20 protein-coding genes are annotated in these 16,404 nt (G+C 35.2%); 19 read left to right on the forward strand and 1 reads right to left on the reverse strand.

Annotated features, from left to right (window positions below):
• Nucleotides 1-584 precede the first annotated feature (584 nt).
• The 19 genes from hbs (at nt 585) to ACFFIS_RS01160 (ending at nt 15,260) form a co-directional block, all read left to right on the forward strand.
• On the forward strand, nt 585-857 hold the full coding sequence (gene hbs / locus ACFFIS_RS01070) for a non-specific DNA-binding protein Hbs (protein ID WP_320379066.1): 273 nt from the start codon (nt 585-587) through the stop codon (nt 855-857).
• A gap of 168 nt (nt 858-1,025) precedes the next feature.
• Nucleotides 1,026-1,250: a trp RNA-binding attenuation protein MtrB gene (gene mtrB / locus ACFFIS_RS01075; protein WP_320379065.1), complete on the forward strand. Its 225-nt coding sequence runs from the start codon at nt 1,026-1,028 to the stop codon at nt 1,248-1,250.
• A gap of 89 nt (nt 1,251-1,339) precedes the next feature.
• Nucleotides 1,340-2,110 carry a heptaprenyl diphosphate synthase component 1 gene (locus tag ACFFIS_RS01080; RefSeq protein WP_390185789.1) on the forward strand — a complete coding sequence of 257 codons (771 nt, stop codon included), beginning with the start codon at nt 1,340-1,342 and terminating at the stop codon, nt 2,108-2,110.
• The gene (gene menG, locus ACFFIS_RS01085; RefSeq protein WP_320379062.1) at nt 2,103-2,804 is read left to right on the forward strand and encodes a demethylmenaquinone methyltransferase; all 702 of its coding nucleotides are present in this window, start codon (nt 2,103-2,105) and stop codon (nt 2,802-2,804) included. Before ACFFIS_RS01080 ends, menG begins: the two co-directional genes overlap by 8 nt.
• Before the next feature lie 27 nt (nt 2,805-2,831).
• Nucleotides 2,832-3,806 (forward strand): heptaprenyl diphosphate synthase component II, encoded by a 975-nt coding sequence (gene hepT / locus ACFFIS_RS01090; protein WP_320379061.1) that lies wholly within the window; start codon nt 2,832-2,834, stop codon nt 3,804-3,806.
• A gap of 77 nt (nt 3,807-3,883) precedes the next feature.
• A complete protein-coding gene (ndk, locus tag ACFFIS_RS01095; protein WP_390185791.1) occupies nt 3,884-4,330 on the forward strand; it encodes a nucleoside-diphosphate kinase in 447 nt (148 codons plus the stop codon).
• 64 nt (nt 4,331-4,394) lie between these two features.
• Nucleotides 4,395-5,168 carry a CheR family methyltransferase gene (locus tag ACFFIS_RS01100; RefSeq protein ID WP_320379060.1) on the forward strand — a complete coding sequence of 258 codons (774 nt, stop codon included), beginning with the start codon at nt 4,395-4,397 and terminating at the stop codon, nt 5,166-5,168.
• Between the two features lie 122 nt (nt 5,169-5,290).
• Nucleotides 5,291-6,457 (forward strand): chorismate synthase, encoded by a 1,167-nt coding sequence (gene aroC / locus ACFFIS_RS01105; RefSeq protein WP_390185825.1) that lies wholly within the window; start codon nt 5,291-5,293, stop codon nt 6,455-6,457.
• Nucleotides 6,457-7,530 carry a 3-dehydroquinate synthase gene (gene aroB, locus ACFFIS_RS01110; RefSeq protein ID WP_320379059.1) on the forward strand — a complete coding sequence of 358 codons (1,074 nt, stop codon included), beginning with the start codon at nt 6,457-6,459 and terminating at the stop codon, nt 7,528-7,530. Before aroC ends, aroB begins: the two co-directional genes overlap by 1 nt.
• 24 nt (nt 7,531-7,554) lie before the next feature.
• On the forward strand, nt 7,555-8,835 hold the full coding sequence (gene aroA / locus ACFFIS_RS01115) for a 3-phosphoshikimate 1-carboxyvinyltransferase (protein ID WP_390185793.1): 1,281 nt from the start codon (nt 7,555-7,557) through the stop codon (nt 8,833-8,835).
• Nucleotides 8,836-8,986: 151 nt separating this feature from the next.
• Nucleotides 8,987-10,240 carry a tetratricopeptide repeat protein gene (locus ACFFIS_RS01120; protein ID WP_320379058.1) on the forward strand — a complete coding sequence of 418 codons (1,254 nt, stop codon included), beginning with the start codon at nt 8,987-8,989 and terminating at the stop codon, nt 10,238-10,240.
• Nucleotides 10,241-10,287: 47 nt separating this feature from the next.
• On the forward strand, nt 10,288-10,848 hold the full coding sequence (locus ACFFIS_RS01125; protein WP_320379057.1) for a ReoY family proteolytic degradation factor: 561 nt from the start codon (nt 10,288-10,290) through the stop codon (nt 10,846-10,848).
• A gap of 91 nt (nt 10,849-10,939) precedes the next feature.
• Complete coding sequence (locus tag ACFFIS_RS01130) at nt 10,940-11,401, forward strand: DUF2487 family protein (RefSeq protein ID WP_320379056.1); 462 nt, start codon at nt 10,940-10,942, stop codon at nt 11,399-11,401.
• A gap of 138 nt (nt 11,402-11,539) precedes the next feature.
• Nucleotides 11,540-12,052 (forward strand): QcrA and Rieske domain-containing protein, encoded by a 513-nt coding sequence (locus ACFFIS_RS01135; RefSeq protein WP_390185794.1) that lies wholly within the window; start codon nt 11,540-11,542, stop codon nt 12,050-12,052.
• 6 nt (nt 12,053-12,058) lie between these two features.
• Complete coding sequence (qcrB, locus tag ACFFIS_RS01140; RefSeq protein ID WP_320379055.1) at nt 12,059-12,733, forward strand: menaquinol-cytochrome c reductase cytochrome b subunit; 675 nt, start codon at nt 12,059-12,061, stop codon at nt 12,731-12,733.
• A gap of 15 nt (nt 12,734-12,748) precedes the next feature.
• Entirely contained in the window at nt 12,749-13,525 is a 777-nt protein-coding gene (locus ACFFIS_RS01145) for a menaquinol-cytochrome c reductase cytochrome b/c subunit (protein ID WP_390185795.1), read from the forward strand.
• A 73-nt stretch (nt 13,526-13,598) separates the two neighbouring features.
• On the forward strand, nt 13,599-14,183 hold the full coding sequence (gene lhaT / locus ACFFIS_RS01150) for a lipoprotein heptaprenylglyceryl N-acetyltransferase LhaT (RefSeq protein WP_390185827.1): 585 nt from the start codon (nt 13,599-13,601) through the stop codon (nt 14,181-14,183).
• Nucleotides 14,184-14,243: 60 nt separating this feature from the next.
• Nucleotides 14,244-14,504 carry a sporulation protein YpjB gene (locus ACFFIS_RS01155; protein ID WP_320379054.1) on the forward strand — a complete coding sequence of 87 codons (261 nt, stop codon included), beginning with the start codon at nt 14,244-14,246 and terminating at the stop codon, nt 14,502-14,504.
• Nucleotides 14,505-14,567: 63 nt separating this feature from the next.
• Nucleotides 14,568-15,260 carry a zinc metallopeptidase gene (locus ACFFIS_RS01160; RefSeq protein ID WP_320379053.1) on the forward strand — a complete coding sequence of 231 codons (693 nt, stop codon included), beginning with the start codon at nt 14,568-14,570 and terminating at the stop codon, nt 15,258-15,260.
• Between the two features lie 148 nt (nt 15,261-15,408).
• Here the strand turns inward: ACFFIS_RS01160 and ACFFIS_RS01165 are convergent, their stop codons facing one another.
• The gene (locus ACFFIS_RS01165; protein WP_390185797.1) at nt 15,409-16,281 is read right to left on the reverse strand and encodes a YitT family protein; all 873 of its coding nucleotides are present in this window, start codon (nt 16,279-16,281) and stop codon (nt 15,409-15,411) included.
• Between the last annotated feature and the right edge of the window lie 123 nt (nt 16,282-16,404).

Here is a 16,404-nt window from a genome sequence, read left to right on the forward strand (position 1 = left end):
CACTTTGTATGCTTAATGTATAGCGTTAGCCTCCAACGTACAGGACAAGCTATATTTAGCAGATAGACGAAGTACAAGGTTTGTACATAACGTTGACGTGAATTCATTGTGTGTATCAGTCGACGATTGTGAGTCTATATGTGGTAGGCTCGAATATAGTCAATATCCTCCTCGGAAAGTGAACTATATTTTTGTAGCTCTATTTATTCTAACGTTACTTTTTCGCTAACAACAACCATAAAAATTAAAAGCACAACTTGTGAAAAAAACAATTTTTATTTTTTTAAAAAATAGCAGGACTTTCCTTCTTTATGTCGTATATTGTTTATGATAGATAAAATTACATAAAAATATATGAAAGCGATTAAATTGGAATAAATTGTTACAATCTCTTTAAAATATGATAAAAAAATAGTAGAAATGAGAAGTTTTTGTTGAATTTTATTCTGAACTCGGTTATTATAAGCCTTGTCGCCATTGAATTTGGTGCAACACGAGGTATAAAATCAGGCTAATTGGTGAACAAATGAAGATAGATTTTATTTGTTCTTTATGCTGAAGTTATTTGGGAGGAGGTGAATGTCATGAACAAAACAGACTTAATTAATGCGGTTGCTGATAAAAGCGAACTTTCAAAGAAAGATGCAGGTAAAGCGGTTGATGCAGTTTTTGAAGCTGTCATGGATTCACTTAGTAAAGGTGAAAAAGTACAATTAATTGGCTTTGGTAACTTTGAAGTACGTGAGCGTTCTGCTCGTAAAGGTCGCAATCCACAAACTGGAGAAGAAATTCAAATTCCAGCAAGTAAAGTTCCTGCTTTCAAACCAGGAAAAGCCCTAAAAGATGCCGTTAAATAAGGTGAATTTACATAGGGTATAAAAAGGGTGCGTTTAAACGCATCCTTTTTATTTTGATTTGAAATAACCACATTGTAATATGATATATAGTGATATCAAAGGATTACTTTTTCATATATAGTATAAATAGGCGTAAAAATATCGAATAAACAGGTAGGTGGTGGGTTTATGAGTGAAATAACAAATAAAACCGATTTTTTCGTAGTCAAGGCATTAGAAGATGGTGTGAATGTCATTGGCTTAACCCGGGGAACGGATACAAGATTTCATCATTCCGAAAAATTGGATAAAGATGAAGTGATGATTGCGCAATTTACAGAACATACATCTGCGGTAAAAATCCGTGGTAAAGCAATTATTCAAACAAGCCATGGAGAATTAAAAAACGAATAAAATCACGCATTTTGTCGTAACTTGTTATCTCATAGATGAAATTATGTTATAATAGCAAAAGTTAGCTTGGATTGGTTGAAAGGGCATAGGTGAAAAAAGTGATAACTGGAATAGAGATACGAGATTTAAAATATTTACTAGCAGAGAAACTTAAACATTCTTACATGGATCAACACATTCAAAAAGTTTCAATCGATGAAGATAAGCTGTTTTTCTTACATGATGTCATGTTAAATGTAAACTTGCCCTTAGAAACGAAACAAACTTATATAGTGACAACAATGCTTATCCAAATAGCATTAGATACACATGACCTGGTTACGGATAAAATGTACGATGAACATGAACAACAATATATTGCGCAACAACTTTACGTGTTGGCCGGAGATTATTATAGTGGTATGTATTATTTGATGCTTTCGCAAATAGATGAGGTGTCATTAATTCAAAAACTTGCGAGTGCGATTCGCGATATTAATGAGGCGAAAATGAAGCTGTATTATAAAGAATTTCAAACGTTTCAAGATTTTTCTACCCTTGTTAAACAAATAGAAGCTCCATTATATGTACATATTGCCCAATTTATAAATAAGCCGTATTTGAAGAAAGTTATTGAAGAATGGTTATTTTTAAAAAAGCTTATATCCCTTGCTCATCATTCGAACAATCGTTTAATGAATCATCTTGATTTTCAAGAAATCTTAAAAACTGTTCCTGGGATTAAAACTGAAATACTGAAAAGTTTTGCTATACTTGAGCATCTTATAAATGAACTACCACGAGAACATGAACGTTTTAAAAACTATTTAAGTAATTTTTTAAACCATCGGAAAACATGGGAGATGATTGGCAATGAATGAACAGTCAAAAGAGGAACGTGTGCATCATGTATTTGAAACAATATATGGCCGTTATGATTCCATGAATTCTATTATTTCATTTCAGCGACACAAGGCTTGGCGCCGGGATGTTATGAAGCGAATGAATGTTAAAACGAATGGAAGAGCACTTGATGTATGTTGCGGAACGGGTGATTGGTCCATTGCTTTAGCGGAAGCAATGGCAGAAGGGGAAGTAATTGGTCTTGATTTTAGTGAAAATATGCTGAAAGTCGCCAAAGAAAAGACTAACAATCTAAAATTAAATAACATTTCATATGTTCATGGCAATGCAATGGAACTCCCATTTGCTGATGATTCATTTGATTACGTTACAATTGGTTTTGGACTCCGGAATGTACCAGACTATATGAAAGTTTTAAAGGAAATGTATCGAGTAGTAAAACCTGGGGGTATTGTAGTTTGTTTGGAAACATCCCAACCAACTATTCCGGTTTATCGTCAATTATATTATTTTTACTTTCGTTTTATTATGCCATTATTTGGGAAGATTTTTGCAAAGAGTTATAATGAATATGCATGGTTGCATGAATCAGCAAAAGACTTTCCGGACAAGAATATATTAAAAAAGATGTTTTTAGAAGTAGGTTTTTCAAAAGTTAATGTTAAGAGTTATACTGGTGGTGTATCTGCCATGCATATGGGCATTAAATAATTTATTATTTGGCAAAAGGTGAATGACATGAAATTAGCCAGAACATATAGTTTTTTAAAAAAAGAATTGGATTTGATTGAAGAAGAACTAGGCACAGTTATCCAAGCAGATCATTCCGTATTACGAGAAGCATCTACACATTTGCTTAAGGCAGGCGGGAAAAGGATTCGACCTGCTTTTGTTTTGCTTTCCGGTAAATTAGGGGAAAAGTATGACGCTGAACAAATAACTATCATTGCTGTTTCGTTAGAACTTATTCATATGGCAACACTTGTACATGATGATGTGATTGACCATGCTGATTTGCGTAGAGGTAAGCCCACTGTAAAAAAACAGTACAGTAATCGGGTTGCAATGTACACAGGTGATTACATTTTGGCAAGAGCACTTGAAACGATAACAAAAATTAATAATCCAGCTGTACAGCGTTGTTTATCACATACGATTGTTGAAGTATGTGCTGGAGAAATTGAACAAATGAAATATAAATATAAATGGGACCAAAACCTCCGTGTTTATTTACGTAGAATTAAACGGAAAACAGCATTGCTAATTGCAACAAGTTGTAAATTAGGAGCTATTGCAGCAGGATTAAATCGTAAGCAAGTTTTGCAGATGTATAAATATGGTTATTATATTGGGATGTCCTATCAAATTATTGATGATATACTCGACTTTACTTCCAATGAAAAGGAACTCGGAAAACCAGCAGGTAATGATCTCATACAAGGCAACATTACATTACCTGTTTTATATGCACTTCAAAATAAATCTTTTCAACAAATGATTCAAGATCTTTTTTTAACAAAAGAAGAAATAAGTGAGAATCAGATGAAGGAAATCATAACAAAAATTAATGAGTTAGGTGCTATTGATTATTCGTATCATGTAAGCAACTTGTATCTGGAAAAAGCGTTAACAGTTTTAAATGATTTCCCGAACTCAGATGCGAAAAAAGCATTAGTAAATATTGCGTTATATATTGGAAAAAGACGTTTTTAGTGTTTATTGTTGTGAATTCCTAAGAACTTTGATAAAATTTTATCGGCATTAATACATAATTTATTAGGGGTGTAAAAATGGAGAAAACTTTTTTAATGGTCAAACCAGACGGTGTACAACGTAATCTAATCGGTGATATTGTTAGTAGATTTGAGCGTAAAGGTTTTAAGCTTGCTGGCGCCAAATTGATGCAAATTTCAGATGAGTTGGCGAAAGAACATTATGGAGAACATAAGGAACGTCCATTCTTCGGGGAATTAGTAGACTTTATTACTTCAGGCCCAGTTTTTGCAATGGTATGGGAAGGCGAAAATGTCATAAAAACTGCTCGAGACATGATGGGAAAAACAAATCCAGCTGAGGCAGCTCCTGGAACAATCCGCGGTGATTTTGGTGTAACAGTAGGTAAAAACATCATTCACGGTTCTGACTCACCTGAAAGTGCGGAACGAGAAATTAATTTGTTCTTTAAAAAAGCAGAATTAGTTTCTTACACAAAAATAAATGATGAATGGATTTATTAATAAATTTGCCTCCGTACAAACGGGGGTATTTTTAAACTATAAATGATAATCGAGGGACTACACCATGGGAGATTACAAACAATTTACTGTACAAATTAAACAAAAGCTCGGAATAGATCTATCCCTATATAAAGAAGCGCAAATGAAAAGAAGATTAACTTCTTTAAGGGAAAAACGGGGATATGAGAACTTCGCAGATTATTTTCAAGCCTTAGCAAAAGATAAAACATTGTTACAAGAGTTTTTAGATCGAATGACGATTAATGTATCAGAGTTTTATCGTAATCCTAAGCGTTGGGAAGTGCTAGAAAAGAAAATCATTCCAAATCTATTACATAATCGCAAAAAGGTAAAAATTTGGAGTGCGGCTTGTTCTACTGGGGAAGAACCATATAGTGTTGCGATGCTAATGAATGAGTATTTTCCAGATGTGGAGTTTGAAATTATTGCAACAGATATAGATGAAGCTGTAATTAGCAAAGCAAAACTAGGAATATACACGGAACAGTCCTTGCGAGATTTACCTGAGATAATGAAAAATAAATATTTTGTAAATAAAAATGGTGTTCATCATATAGATCCGGCAATTAAAAAACTTATTCAATTTAAAAGACATAATTTACTTGCTGACCCATACCCTAAAAATATTGATTTAGTCCTTTGCCGGAATGTATTAATTTACTTTACAGACGAAGCTAAAGATTATATTTATCATCAATTTAGTGAGTCTTTAGGTCCTAATGGTATTTTATTTGTTGGAAGTACTGAGCAAATTTTTAATGCAGATCACTATCGTTTATCTTTAATTGATACGTTCTTTTATCAAAAGAATAGCTGAATTGAAAACTCTTATCTAAACTATAGATAAGAGTTTTTTCATCAAGATATATTATTAGATTATGGAAAATACAACATGTATGATAATGATATGAATGATATGTATGAAGGAGAATTAGAATGATACGTTATCTTACTGCAGGCGAGTCTCACGGAAAGCAGTTAACTACGATTATTGAAGGAGTACCTGCAAAAATGACACTGCACCGTGATGAAATAAATGAATCATTATTGCGAAGACAAAAAGGATATGGTCGTGGAAGACGTATGCAAATAGAAACAGACCTTGTTGAAATAACGAGTGGTGTACGTCATGGAGAAACATTAGGTTCACCCATTTCATTAGTAATTACGAATGACGACTATCGACATTGGGAAAGTATTATGGGAGAAGACCCTATATCAGAAGACACGAAGTTGCGCAGGGTTGTTACAAAACCACGACCTGGCCATGCGGATTTAAATGGAGCATTAAAATATGGTCACCGTGATATGAGAAATGTTTTGGAACGTTCATCTGCACGAGAAACTGCAGCGCGTGTTGCCGCTGGTGCCGTTGCAAAAATATTACTGAGACAGTTGGGAATAGAAGTTTGTGGTTATGTAAAAGAAATAAGAGGTATTATAGCAGGGGAGAAAAATCAATTCACGATACAAGAAAAACAAGAGCTTTCCGAACAATCACCAGTACGCACACTTGATAAACAGGTAGAAAAGCAAATGATGGACGCCATTGATGAAGCAAAAAAAGCTGGCGACTCTATTGGTGGTGTTGCGGAAGTAGTAGTGGAGGGAATGCCTGCAGGAATAGGTTCATATGTTCACTATGATCGTAAACTTGATGGTAGAATTGCAGGTAGTGTAATGAGTATTAACGCTTTTAAAGGTGTGGAGTTTGGAATTGGATTTGAAGCAGCTGAAAAATTTGGCAGTGAAGTTCATGACGAGATTCTATGGAATAAAGAGCGTGGTTATTATCGCGCATCAAATCGATTAGGTGGATTTGAAGGTGGAATGACAACAGGGATGCCAATTATTGTAAAAGGTGTGATGAAGCCAATACCAACATTATATAAGCCATTGCAAAGCGTTGATATTGATTCAAAAGAACCCTTTCACGCTAGTATCGAACGGTCTGATTCATGTGCAGTTCCGGCGGCGGCAGTTGTGATGGAACATGTTGTAGCCTTTGAATTAGCACGTGCTATCACAGAACAATTCTCAAGTGATCATTTTCCTACGTTAAAGCGGGAAATTACTCAATATAGAGATAGGATTAGAAATTTCTAATGCAAAAACTACAAATAAACGCGACGACTCATATTTACCCAATATATATTCAAGCTGGAATAAGGCATTCACTTTCCGATTATATAGCGAAGGACTACGATAAAATACTCGTGATTACCGATGAAAATGTTGCTACGTTGTATTTAGCTGATATACGATGCAGTTTACATCATGAACAGGTCTATACAATCACTTTGCCCCCAGGTGAGCATGTAAAGCAATTGCAGACGTTCTATGACATCCATACAAAAGCGCTACAGTTCGGATTAACTCGTCAGTCATTGATTATCGCGTTAGGCGGAGGGGTTATTGGTGATCTAGCCGGTTTTGTTGCAGCAACATATATGCGCGGGATTGATTATATTCAAATGCCTACGACGATTCTAGCTCATGATAGTAGTGTCGGTGGTAAGGTTGCTATTAACCACGAGTATGGGAAAAATCTAATTGGTCAATTTTATTCACCGCAAGCAGTAATATATGATATGGAGACACTACAGACCCTTCCGCTTAAAGAGGTGCGTTCCGGTTATGCAGAATTATTAAAAGAGGCATTAATTGCTGAACCGACTCTTTATAACTCGATTTTGTCTATTAAAATAAATAATATTGTCGTGGAGCAATTAAAAATGCATGTTAGAAATGGAATCATGATTAAGGCTAATCTTGTTGAAAAAGATGAAAAGGAAGCAAACGAACGAAAGTATTTGAACTTTGGACATACGCTAGGTCATGCTTTAGAAACAACTCTAGGATATGGAACCCTGGCACATGGAGAAGCAGTTGCGATTGGCATTTTGTTCGCGATGTTTGTGAGCGAAAAAAAGCTTTCCGCGCAGTTACCGACTAAAGATATGTACAGATGGTTGTTAGATAATGATTATCCAATTCATTTACAGGAACTCTCATCAACTTCATTAGTTAAACAAATGAAGTTAGATAAAAAAGTTGTTAGTAATCATGTACAAATGGTTTTATTACAGGCTATCGGTGAACCTATTTTACAAAAAATGGATGAAGCAGAATTAGAAGGATTACTAGAACAATTTTTCAAAAAAATAAATAACGTATAATCGTGAAGAAACAAGGTGATCAAAATGCCTAAACAATGGAATAAGAAACCATTACGAGGTGAATTAAATGTCCCAGGAGATAAATCAATTTCACATCGCGCCATTATGCTAGGGTCGATAGCGCAAGGAATAACGACCATCACTAATTTTTTAGATAGTGAAGATTGCCAGCGTACTGTTGCTGCATTCCAATCGTTAGGTGTCCATATTAAAAGTGAAGGCTCTCGCATACAAATAAGTGGTTTAGGTAAAGAAGGGTTAAAAGAACCATTGGAGCCAATATATATTGGAAACTCTGGAACTACAGCCAGGTTATTATTAGGAATACTAGCTGGATTACGATTTTCTACTGTACTCTACGGTGATGCATCCTTAACAAAACGGCCAATGGATCGTGTCGTAAAGCCACTTATGCAAATGGGGGCAAAAGTAGATGGTAGAAACAATGCGAGCAATTTGCCATTAGCAATACGTGGAAAAAAATTAGCAAGTATCTCTTATCAAATGCCAGTTAAAAGTGCTCAAGTAAAATCAGCCGTTTTACTTGCTGGACTTTTTGCGGAGGGACAAACGATTGTAAAAGAAAAGAGTAACACAAGGGACCATACGGAAAAGATGTTGCGAGCATTTGGTGTTCAAGTTCAGTCTATCGATGATAAAATCATACTCACTCCACCAGCAGAACTCCATGCAACAAGCATTCATATACCTGGTGATATTTCTTCTGCAGCCTTTTTTATTGGAGGGGCTTTACTGAAGGAGGATAGCTGCATCACTATTCGAAATGTTGGGCTTAATCCCACACGGACTGGTATATTAGATGTTTTACAGGAGATGGGGGCTACACTTTCGATTGCGCAAAGAGAGAATGGATACGGTGAAGAGATTGGTGATATAACTGTTACTTACAGTGAGTTAAGTGGAACAGTTATTGAAGGGGATATCATACCGCGATTAATTGATGAGCTGCCAATTTTAGCATTAATTGCGACCCAAGCAAACGGGACGACAATTGTACGAAATGCAGAGGAATTAAAGGTAAAGGAAACAAATCGAATTGATGCTGTTGTAGAAGTTTTAACAACATTTGGTGCTAAGATTGAAGCAACAGATGATGGAATGATTATCCATGGTAAAACGAAGTTACATGCGGGATATGTTTCTACATATCATGATCATCGTATTGCAATGATGATTAGCATTGCCTCGTTGATTATGGAAGAATTGCCACAAATGGACGATGATACATGTATTAATATTTCATATCCTAATTTTCATCAGCATCTAAATCAATTAATGTCATAAGAGTGAGGCTGGGACATAAGGGTCTGACTTCCTTGTTTTAGTAATTGAGGAATCTGACACTTTGGTTTTGTCCCAGCCCCATTTACTTATTTTATAAAAAACTATACTATTTATATAAAGAGAGTTCGTTTAAAAGAAAGGGCGTTAATAGATGGATCGTATTTTGAAAGCAACAGAGCTTATGGAACAGAACAAAGTAGAGGAATCACTGGCTGAACTAACCAAGTTTTATCCGATTGCAAATGATGAAGAAAAATACACAATTGCATTATTCTACATGGAATGGGGCTTTTTATTGGAAGCTAGTAAAGTTTTGCAAACATTATTAGAATCCTATCCGGATGAGGCAGAATTTAAAATCTTACTCGCGGAAACTTATACTGAACTAGAAAACGATGAAGCTGCTATTGCAATTTTAGATGAAATTGGGACAGACGATCCCGCTTATTTACAGGCTCTCATTCAATTAGCAGACTTATACGAATCGCAAGGACTATTCGAAGTAGCTGAACAGAAATTGTTATTAGCAAAAAATAAAGCACCAAATGAGGAAGTAATTGACTTAGCTTTAGGTGAATTGTATTTTTCCATTGGTGAATTTAAAAAGGCAGTACTTTATTACGAACAAATCAAGTCAGATCAACTTGCACATGTAGCCATTCATGAACGGTTAGCAGAATCCCTCGCTGCCTGTGGAGAATATGAAAAAGCGTTAGATTATTTCTCACAAATTGATACACCATCTATTGACATATTATATAAACATGGTTTAACCGCTTTTCAGGCGAAAAGATATGATATCGCGATATCATTATGGCATAAAGTTATTGAGCAGGATCCTTATTATCAAACAGTATACCGAGTACTGGCAGAGGCTTATGAAAAGGAAAATAATATTCAAAAAGCATATGAAATGGTTAAAGAAGGTTTGAAGTGGGATGATTTCAACAAAGAGTTGTATTATTACGCGGGTGTATTATCACATAAATTAGGAGAAAACGTTGAGAGTGAATCATTGCTACGTCAAGCAATTGCATTAGAACCAGATTATAAACAAGCTGTGTTACTCCTAATTGATATATTAAAAGAAACAAATGCGGGTGACCAAATTATTGAGCTCATCGTGTCCATACAAGATACAGGAGCAGAGGATCCTATTTATAATTGGGAATTGGCACGTGCCTATCGAGAAGAAGAAAAATATGAACATGCATTAAATGCTTATAACCGTGCATATACTAATTTAAAATATGATAGTGATTTTCTTAAAGAATATGGTTTCTTTTTAAGTGAGGAAGGGAGGATGAACGAAGCATTACCTGTACTTACATTATACTTATCACATGAAGCTGACGATGATGACACACGCGAATTTGTTAACCGTTTAAACGAACAACTGGGTTAAACATAAAACAAAAAGGAAAAGAAGGTGGCAAGGAGGGGACGGTCGATATGCAAGCTCCAATTTCTGTTAAAGATAAAAAAAGCTTCATCGTTTGGTTTTTAAATCATTACCAACTGAAAAAAAGAGAAAGTGTATGGATTCTCAATTACATCGTAAATCATGAAGATATTTTAAAGAACACGCACTTTGTTAGTGATGCAAAGTTTTGTCCAAGGAGTATCGTAATGTCTAGCTACTGTTCTGATCAAATTCCTTTCCGTTTTTACAAAAATCATGTTGTAACAACAGATGCCGAAAAATCTTTTCATGATATACGGATGAATCGCCATAAAGAGTTATATATACAATTAAATTTTAAAAATGCGCACCAAACACCAAATTATGTTTCGGTATTAGAAGATAATCCTTTTATACCTGATGAATATTTTATTACGAAAAAAGATAAAGAAATTGCCCAACAATTGTTGGATAAAGTCCTATATGAATCAAAGCGTGATATGCTGAAGCGTGCAATTGATCAAGCATTAGATCAAAATGACCGACATGCATTTGAGCAATTGACAGTAGAAATGCAACAATTAGAGGTAAACAGAAAAAGTCAACCTTAGATTATGGTTGATTTTTTTTGTTTAAATACGCTAAGATGACATATATGATTATATTTTCATGAAGTTAGTACATAATAAGGAGAGGTTCATAGTGAAATGGACAAACCATCATGATGTTGAAAAGTATCTCGAAGCAAAGGAATACATTGATACAATCATTATGCCATTAAGTCCCTTTGGCCTTGAAGCGGATCAAGCTCCAAGTAAAATTGCTTATCAAAAAGAGGTACTAGCAGTGCTCACAAAAGAATTGGAACAGGAATTGTCAGGACGTACATTACTTATTCCAAGCTATACATATTGGAAGTCATCAAAGCTAGATGAGGAAATAATCCGGATTAATCAATGGCTATCTCACATACAAAAGCAACCGTTTGAACATATCTTTCTAATCACATTTGATGCAACATGGAAAAAAGTTGAAAAAGAATTAAATGGAAATCTATTGTGGTTTCCTCATATTCAAACAGGAGAACTTCATTCCAGTGAGATGCAAAAAATGATTCGTGAGCAAGTATCGCAGATTAGTGAACTTATTCGCTCGTATTGGTGAAAAGTATCAAAATATATCAAGTTCTAACAATTATATGTTTTTGTTTGACCGAGCCAATAGTTTACGCTATCATGGTTATGTCCTAGTAATATGAATAAAATTAATTGTCCGTGATAAAAAAAAGAGGGGGGGAAAATCATGAGTGACGAAAAGCAACAAGTAACCCGTCGACAATTTTTAAACTACACATTAACTGGTGTTGGTGGCTTTATGGCCGCTGGTTTACTTATTTCGCCTTTGCGTATGGCGATTGACCCTGTATTACAACCAGCTTCTAGTGGAGAATTAGCAAACGTAGGATTGGATGTAAACGATATCACTACAGAACCACAAAGAGTTGATTGGAAGATTGATCAAGTAGATGCATGGTATGAATCAAAAGTTAGTAAGTCTGCTTGGGTATTTAAAGATGATAATAATGAAATTGTAGCACTTTCCCCAGTTTGTACACATTTAGGCTGTATGGTCTCATGGGAAGGTAATGAAAAATACCCAAATGAATTCTTTTGCCCATGTCATGATGGGCGGTACTATAAAGATGGTACAAATATTAAAGGAACTCCACCGACTGAGCCTTTACATGTGTATGAACATAAAGTTGAAAATGGAGTCCTGTATCTCGGAAAAGCATATCCTAGGAAGGGGGCGTAATCATTTATGTTACAAAAAATGTACGACTGGATTGATGAACGCGTAGATATTACGCCGATTTGGCGGGATATAGCGGATCATGAAGTTCCTGAGCATGTTAACCCAGCCCATCATTTTTCAGCATTTGTTTATTGTTTCGGGGGATTAACATTTTTCGTAGTCGTTATTCAGATTTTATCAGGAATGTTTTTAACAATGTATTATGTTCCTGATATAGAAAATGCCTGGAAATCTGTTTATTACTTACAAACACAAGTAGCCCATGGACAAATTGTAAGAGGAATGCACCATTGGGGCGCTAGTGTCGTGATAGTTATGCTATTATTACATACTTTACGTGTGTTTTTCCAGGGAGCATACAAAAAGCCAAGAGAATTAAACTGGATGGTTGGGGTTTTACTATTTTTTGTAATGCTAGGCTTAGGTTTCACGGGATATTTACTTCCGTGGGATAACAAAGCTTACTTTGCAACTGAAGTTGGACTAAATATTGCTGCAGAAGTACCATTAATTGGGGATTATTTAAAAACACTTTTAGCAGGAGATACTGAGATTGTAGGAGCATTAACATTAACAAGGTTCTTTGCTATTCATGTATTCTTCTTGCCAGGTGCATTGTTCGCTTTAATGGCTGTCCACTTTATTTTAATTCGTAGACAAGGTATATCCGGACCACTATAAAAGGAGGGGTAAGCTGTGAAAAGGGGTAAAGGAATGAAGTTTGTTGGAGACTCTCGTGTCTCCGCAGAGCATATATCCAGAATTCCAAAAGATTATTCAGAATATCCCGGTAGAACGGAAGCATTTTGGCCGAACTTTCTTCTCAAAGAGTGGTTAGCAGGTTCCGTATTTTTAGTAGGGTTTCTATGCTTAACGCTAGCACATCCTTCTCCGTTAGAAGGTGTTGCGGACCCAACAACTCCGGGATATATACCTTTACCAGACTGGTATTTCTTATTTCTATATGAATTACTGAAATATACGTTTGCTGGTGGAGATTATGTTATTATGGGTGTTATTGTTTTACCAGGGCTAGCCTTTGGTGCATTATTCCTAGCGCCATTTTTAGATAATGGTCCAGGACGTCGTCCACACCAACGACCTGTTGCTGTAGGGATGATGTTATTAGCGCTTTCTGCTGTTATTTGGCTAACATACGAATCTGCATCACATGTAAATTGGGCAGAACGTGCGGAAGCAAATAAACCAATACCACCAGGTGCCACTGTTGATATTGATGAAAGTGATCCTGGGTATGATGTATACAAACAAAGTTGTATGGCTTGTCACGGTGAAGATTTATCAGGTTCTGCTGCTGCTCCACCACTTATTGGTTCTGGGCATACTGCGGAAGAGCTTGCTGACATCGCTGTTAACGGAATTGGTAGCATGCCGGCAGATCAATTTAAAGGTACCGATGAAGAATTGGAGCAATTAGTTAATTTTATTTTATCTCTTGATGAAGAAGAATAATAATCAAGCACCTTTGCCATGACATTGGTAAGGGTGCTTTTTTACCATTTTACTACAGGAAGGTATCATGAATATGTTAAAACATTATTTGACGGATCGACGATTTTTAATCCTGTTATTTATCATAAATCTGTTCGGAACGATATATGGCTATTATTGGTATCGTTACCAGTTAGCAATAACCCCTTCCATATTTCTTGCCTTTGTCCCTGATAGTCCGACTGCAAGTTTATTTTTCACTATCTTTCTTTTATTTTTTATATTTCGTAAGAATGTGCCATATATTGAAGCATTGGCGATAATGTCCTTATTCAAGTACGGTATTTGGGCTGTTGCAATGAATGGACTTACACTTTATGTGGACGGATATTTGAGTTGGGAAGGGTATATGCTTATTTTCTCTCATGCAGCAATGGCGGTGGAAGGTCTACTTTATGCATCTTATTTTAAAATAAAGTTACGACATTTTGTTGTGGCTTCAATTTGGATTTTACATAATGATATAATTGACTATGTTTTTGGCATGATGCCAATATATTCTTCGTTAACAAGTCGTATGCAAGAAATAGGATATTTTACTTTTTGGTTGAGTATCGTGACAATCATTGTTACATATTGTGTGACGTTACGTAAGAATGCTACATTGACATATAAATAAAAGTGATATTTTAAATTCCCCTCACATACATTAGTTAAAAAGACATGTGAGGGGATCTCTATGATAAACGATATGAAAAGATTAATAAAACCTAACGTAACAGGGGTCATAGGGATATTCTTTTTAATCTTTAGCAATCATCAAACAGTTTTTGCGTCTGCGACTGAGCCTGCAAATTTAAATCGCTCTGAAATGGTACCATTTTACTGGATGGTATTTATAGTAGGTGGTTGTATTGCAGTTACATTATCTTATGTAAGTTGGAGAAAGTATAAAGGAGAGCAAAAAAAAAGAGCAAAAAAAGATAAAACATTTGACTGAACATATGTTTTTGACTAAAATTGACCTTAGAAGGATACAACTAAGATAAGTGGAGGAACAATGATGTTTTATGGAATTAGTGGTAGTTATCTCATCTACTTTATACTATTAATGATTATTCCTTTATGGGCTCAATCAAGGGTAAAGAGTACGTATAGTAAATATTCGAAAATAGCAACATCTTCTATGATGACTGGAGCGGAAGTTGCTAGAAAGATATTAAATGATAATGGGTTATACGACGTGACAATTGAAGAGACGAAAGGTATATTGACCGATCACTATGATCCGAGCAAAAAAGTCGTTAGATTGTCAACAAATAATTTTCATGGTCAATCCATGGCAGCTTCAGCAGTTGCTGCGCATGAAGTTGGACACGCCATTCAAGATGCGGAATCATACGCATTTTTAAGATTTAGAAGTGCACTTGTACCAATTGCTAATTTTGGTTCAAATGCTTCGTTTTTCTTAATCATAGCTGGTTTTATGTTAGATCTAACAGGATTAGCAGTCGCTGGTGTAATCTTTATGTCTGCAGCTGTTCTTTTCCAACTTGTTACATTACCTGTTGAATTTGATGCATCAAATCGTGCAATGGCACAATTAGTTTCTACTGGTATCATTCGTAATAACGAAGAAAGACAAACAAAGAAAGTACTAAATGCTGCTGCACTCACTTATGTTGCTGCTGCATTAGTAGCCGTAGCTGAGCTATTACGCTTTGTTTTAATGATTTTAGCAAGTAATAGAGATTAAAGTTCAATATTAAATGAAAAAAGGAAGTTAGGTAGGCCTATTTTGAAATGGCTTCGTCTAACTTCCTTTCTTTCTGCTCTAAATTCTTTTTAAATATGTAAATCAAAGCTTTTACAACCGATTTTATATAGGGGGCAAATGTTTTTAGTTAATCTCGGATTGGCTTTTTATTCTCATCTAGCGTAAATCCTTCGCCTAATACATCATGAACAGCACTCATAGACACAAAGGCATGGGGATCGATTGCTTCAATAATCTGTTTTAAGCGTACGACTTCATTTCTGCCGATAACACAATATAATACATCTCTATCTTCTTTCGTATAGCTTCCACGACCATTTAAAATGGTAATACCTCGATTCATCACATGATGTATTTTACTAGCTATCTCATCACTCTTATTGGAGATAATAATGGCTCCCCGTGCAGAGTATGCACCCTCTTGGATAAAATCAATAACACGTGCACCAACAAATACTGCAATTAGAGTATACATACCTTGAACCAAATTTAAGGATGTGAAAATAGAAGTTGTTATGACAATAAAATCAAAGAGAAACATTGTTTTTCCCATAGACCAACCAACATATTTATGTACGAGGCGCGCAATGATGTCAACTCCACCAGTTGTCCCACCAAAACGAAAAATGATACCTAATCCAACCCCGATAAAAACACCCGCGAAAAGTGCAACAAGCACCATATCATTTTCTAAATGAATGTGATAGGAATATACTTGGAAAACCTTTAAAAAGATTGAAACTGCAATGGTACCAATAACTGTATAAAAAAATGTCTTTCTTCCCAGAAACTTCCAACCAATAAAAAACACAGGAATATTTAATAAAATATTAGTTACAGCAGGGTCCCACTGAAACAAATAATACAAGATTAACGTTATACCTGTAAATCCACCTTCACCAAGGTTATTTTGCATGTTAAAATGGACAAGACCGAAAGAAAAAATAGCTGCACCTATAAGGATAAAAAATATGTTTCTTAACTTTAGACCAAAAACCATTTGAATTCTCCTTATATCGTAATACGCTCTTTGTAGGGCTTTTACTATTATAATAAAGTTAAGTACTAAGAACAATGAATAGCTAAAAAATTTGTCAAATCTTGTTCGTTTAGCTAACATAAA

The sequence above is a fragment of the Paracerasibacillus soli genome (genome assembly GCF_042432965.1).
Taxonomy (GTDB): Bacteria; Bacillota; Bacilli; order Bacillales; family Amphibacillaceae; genus Paracerasibacillus; species Paracerasibacillus soli.

Coding starts and splice junctions, on each gene's coding strand:
- hbs (WP_320379066.1), top strand. CDS start 585: ATGAACAAAACAGACTTAATTAATGCGGTTGCTGATAAAAGCGAACTT.
- mtrB (WP_320379065.1), top strand. CDS start 1,026: ATGAGTGAAATAACAAATAAAACCGATTTTTTCGTAGTCAAGGCATTA.
- menG (WP_320379062.1), top strand. CDS start 2,103: ATGAATGAACAGTCAAAAGAGGAACGTGTGCATCATGTATTTGAAACA.
- hepT (WP_320379061.1), top strand. CDS start 2,832: ATGAAATTAGCCAGAACATATAGTTTTTTAAAAAAAGAATTGGATTTG.
- ndk (WP_390185791.1), top strand. CDS start 3,884: ATGGAGAAAACTTTTTTAATGGTCAAACCAGACGGTGTACAACGTAAT.
- ACFFIS_RS01100 (WP_320379060.1), top strand. CDS start 4,395: ATGGGAGATTACAAACAATTTACTGTACAAATTAAACAAAAGCTCGGA.
- aroB (WP_320379059.1), top strand. CDS start 6,457: ATGCAAAAACTACAAATAAACGCGACGACTCATATTTACCCAATATAT.
- aroA (WP_390185793.1), top strand. CDS start 7,555: ATGCCTAAACAATGGAATAAGAAACCATTACGAGGTGAATTAAATGTC.
- ACFFIS_RS01120 (WP_320379058.1), top strand. CDS start 8,987: ATGGATCGTATTTTGAAAGCAACAGAGCTTATGGAACAGAACAAAGTA.
- ACFFIS_RS01125 (WP_320379057.1), top strand. CDS start 10,288: ATGCAAGCTCCAATTTCTGTTAAAGATAAAAAAAGCTTCATCGTTTGG.
- ACFFIS_RS01135 (WP_390185794.1), top strand. CDS start 11,540: ATGAGTGACGAAAAGCAACAAGTAACCCGTCGACAATTTTTAAACTAC.
- qcrB (WP_320379055.1), top strand. CDS start 12,059: ATGTTACAAAAAATGTACGACTGGATTGATGAACGCGTAGATATTACG.
- lhaT (WP_390185827.1), top strand. CDS start 13,599: ATGTTAAAACATTATTTGACGGATCGACGATTTTTAATCCTGTTATTT.
- ACFFIS_RS01155 (WP_320379054.1), top strand. CDS start 14,244: ATGATAAACGATATGAAAAGATTAATAAAACCTAACGTAACAGGGGTC.
- ACFFIS_RS01160 (WP_320379053.1), top strand. CDS start 14,568: ATGTTTTATGGAATTAGTGGTAGTTATCTCATCTACTTTATACTATTA.
- ACFFIS_RS01165 (WP_390185797.1), bottom strand. CDS start 16,281: ATGGTTTTTGGTCTAAAGTTAAGAAACATATTTTTTATCCTTATAGGT.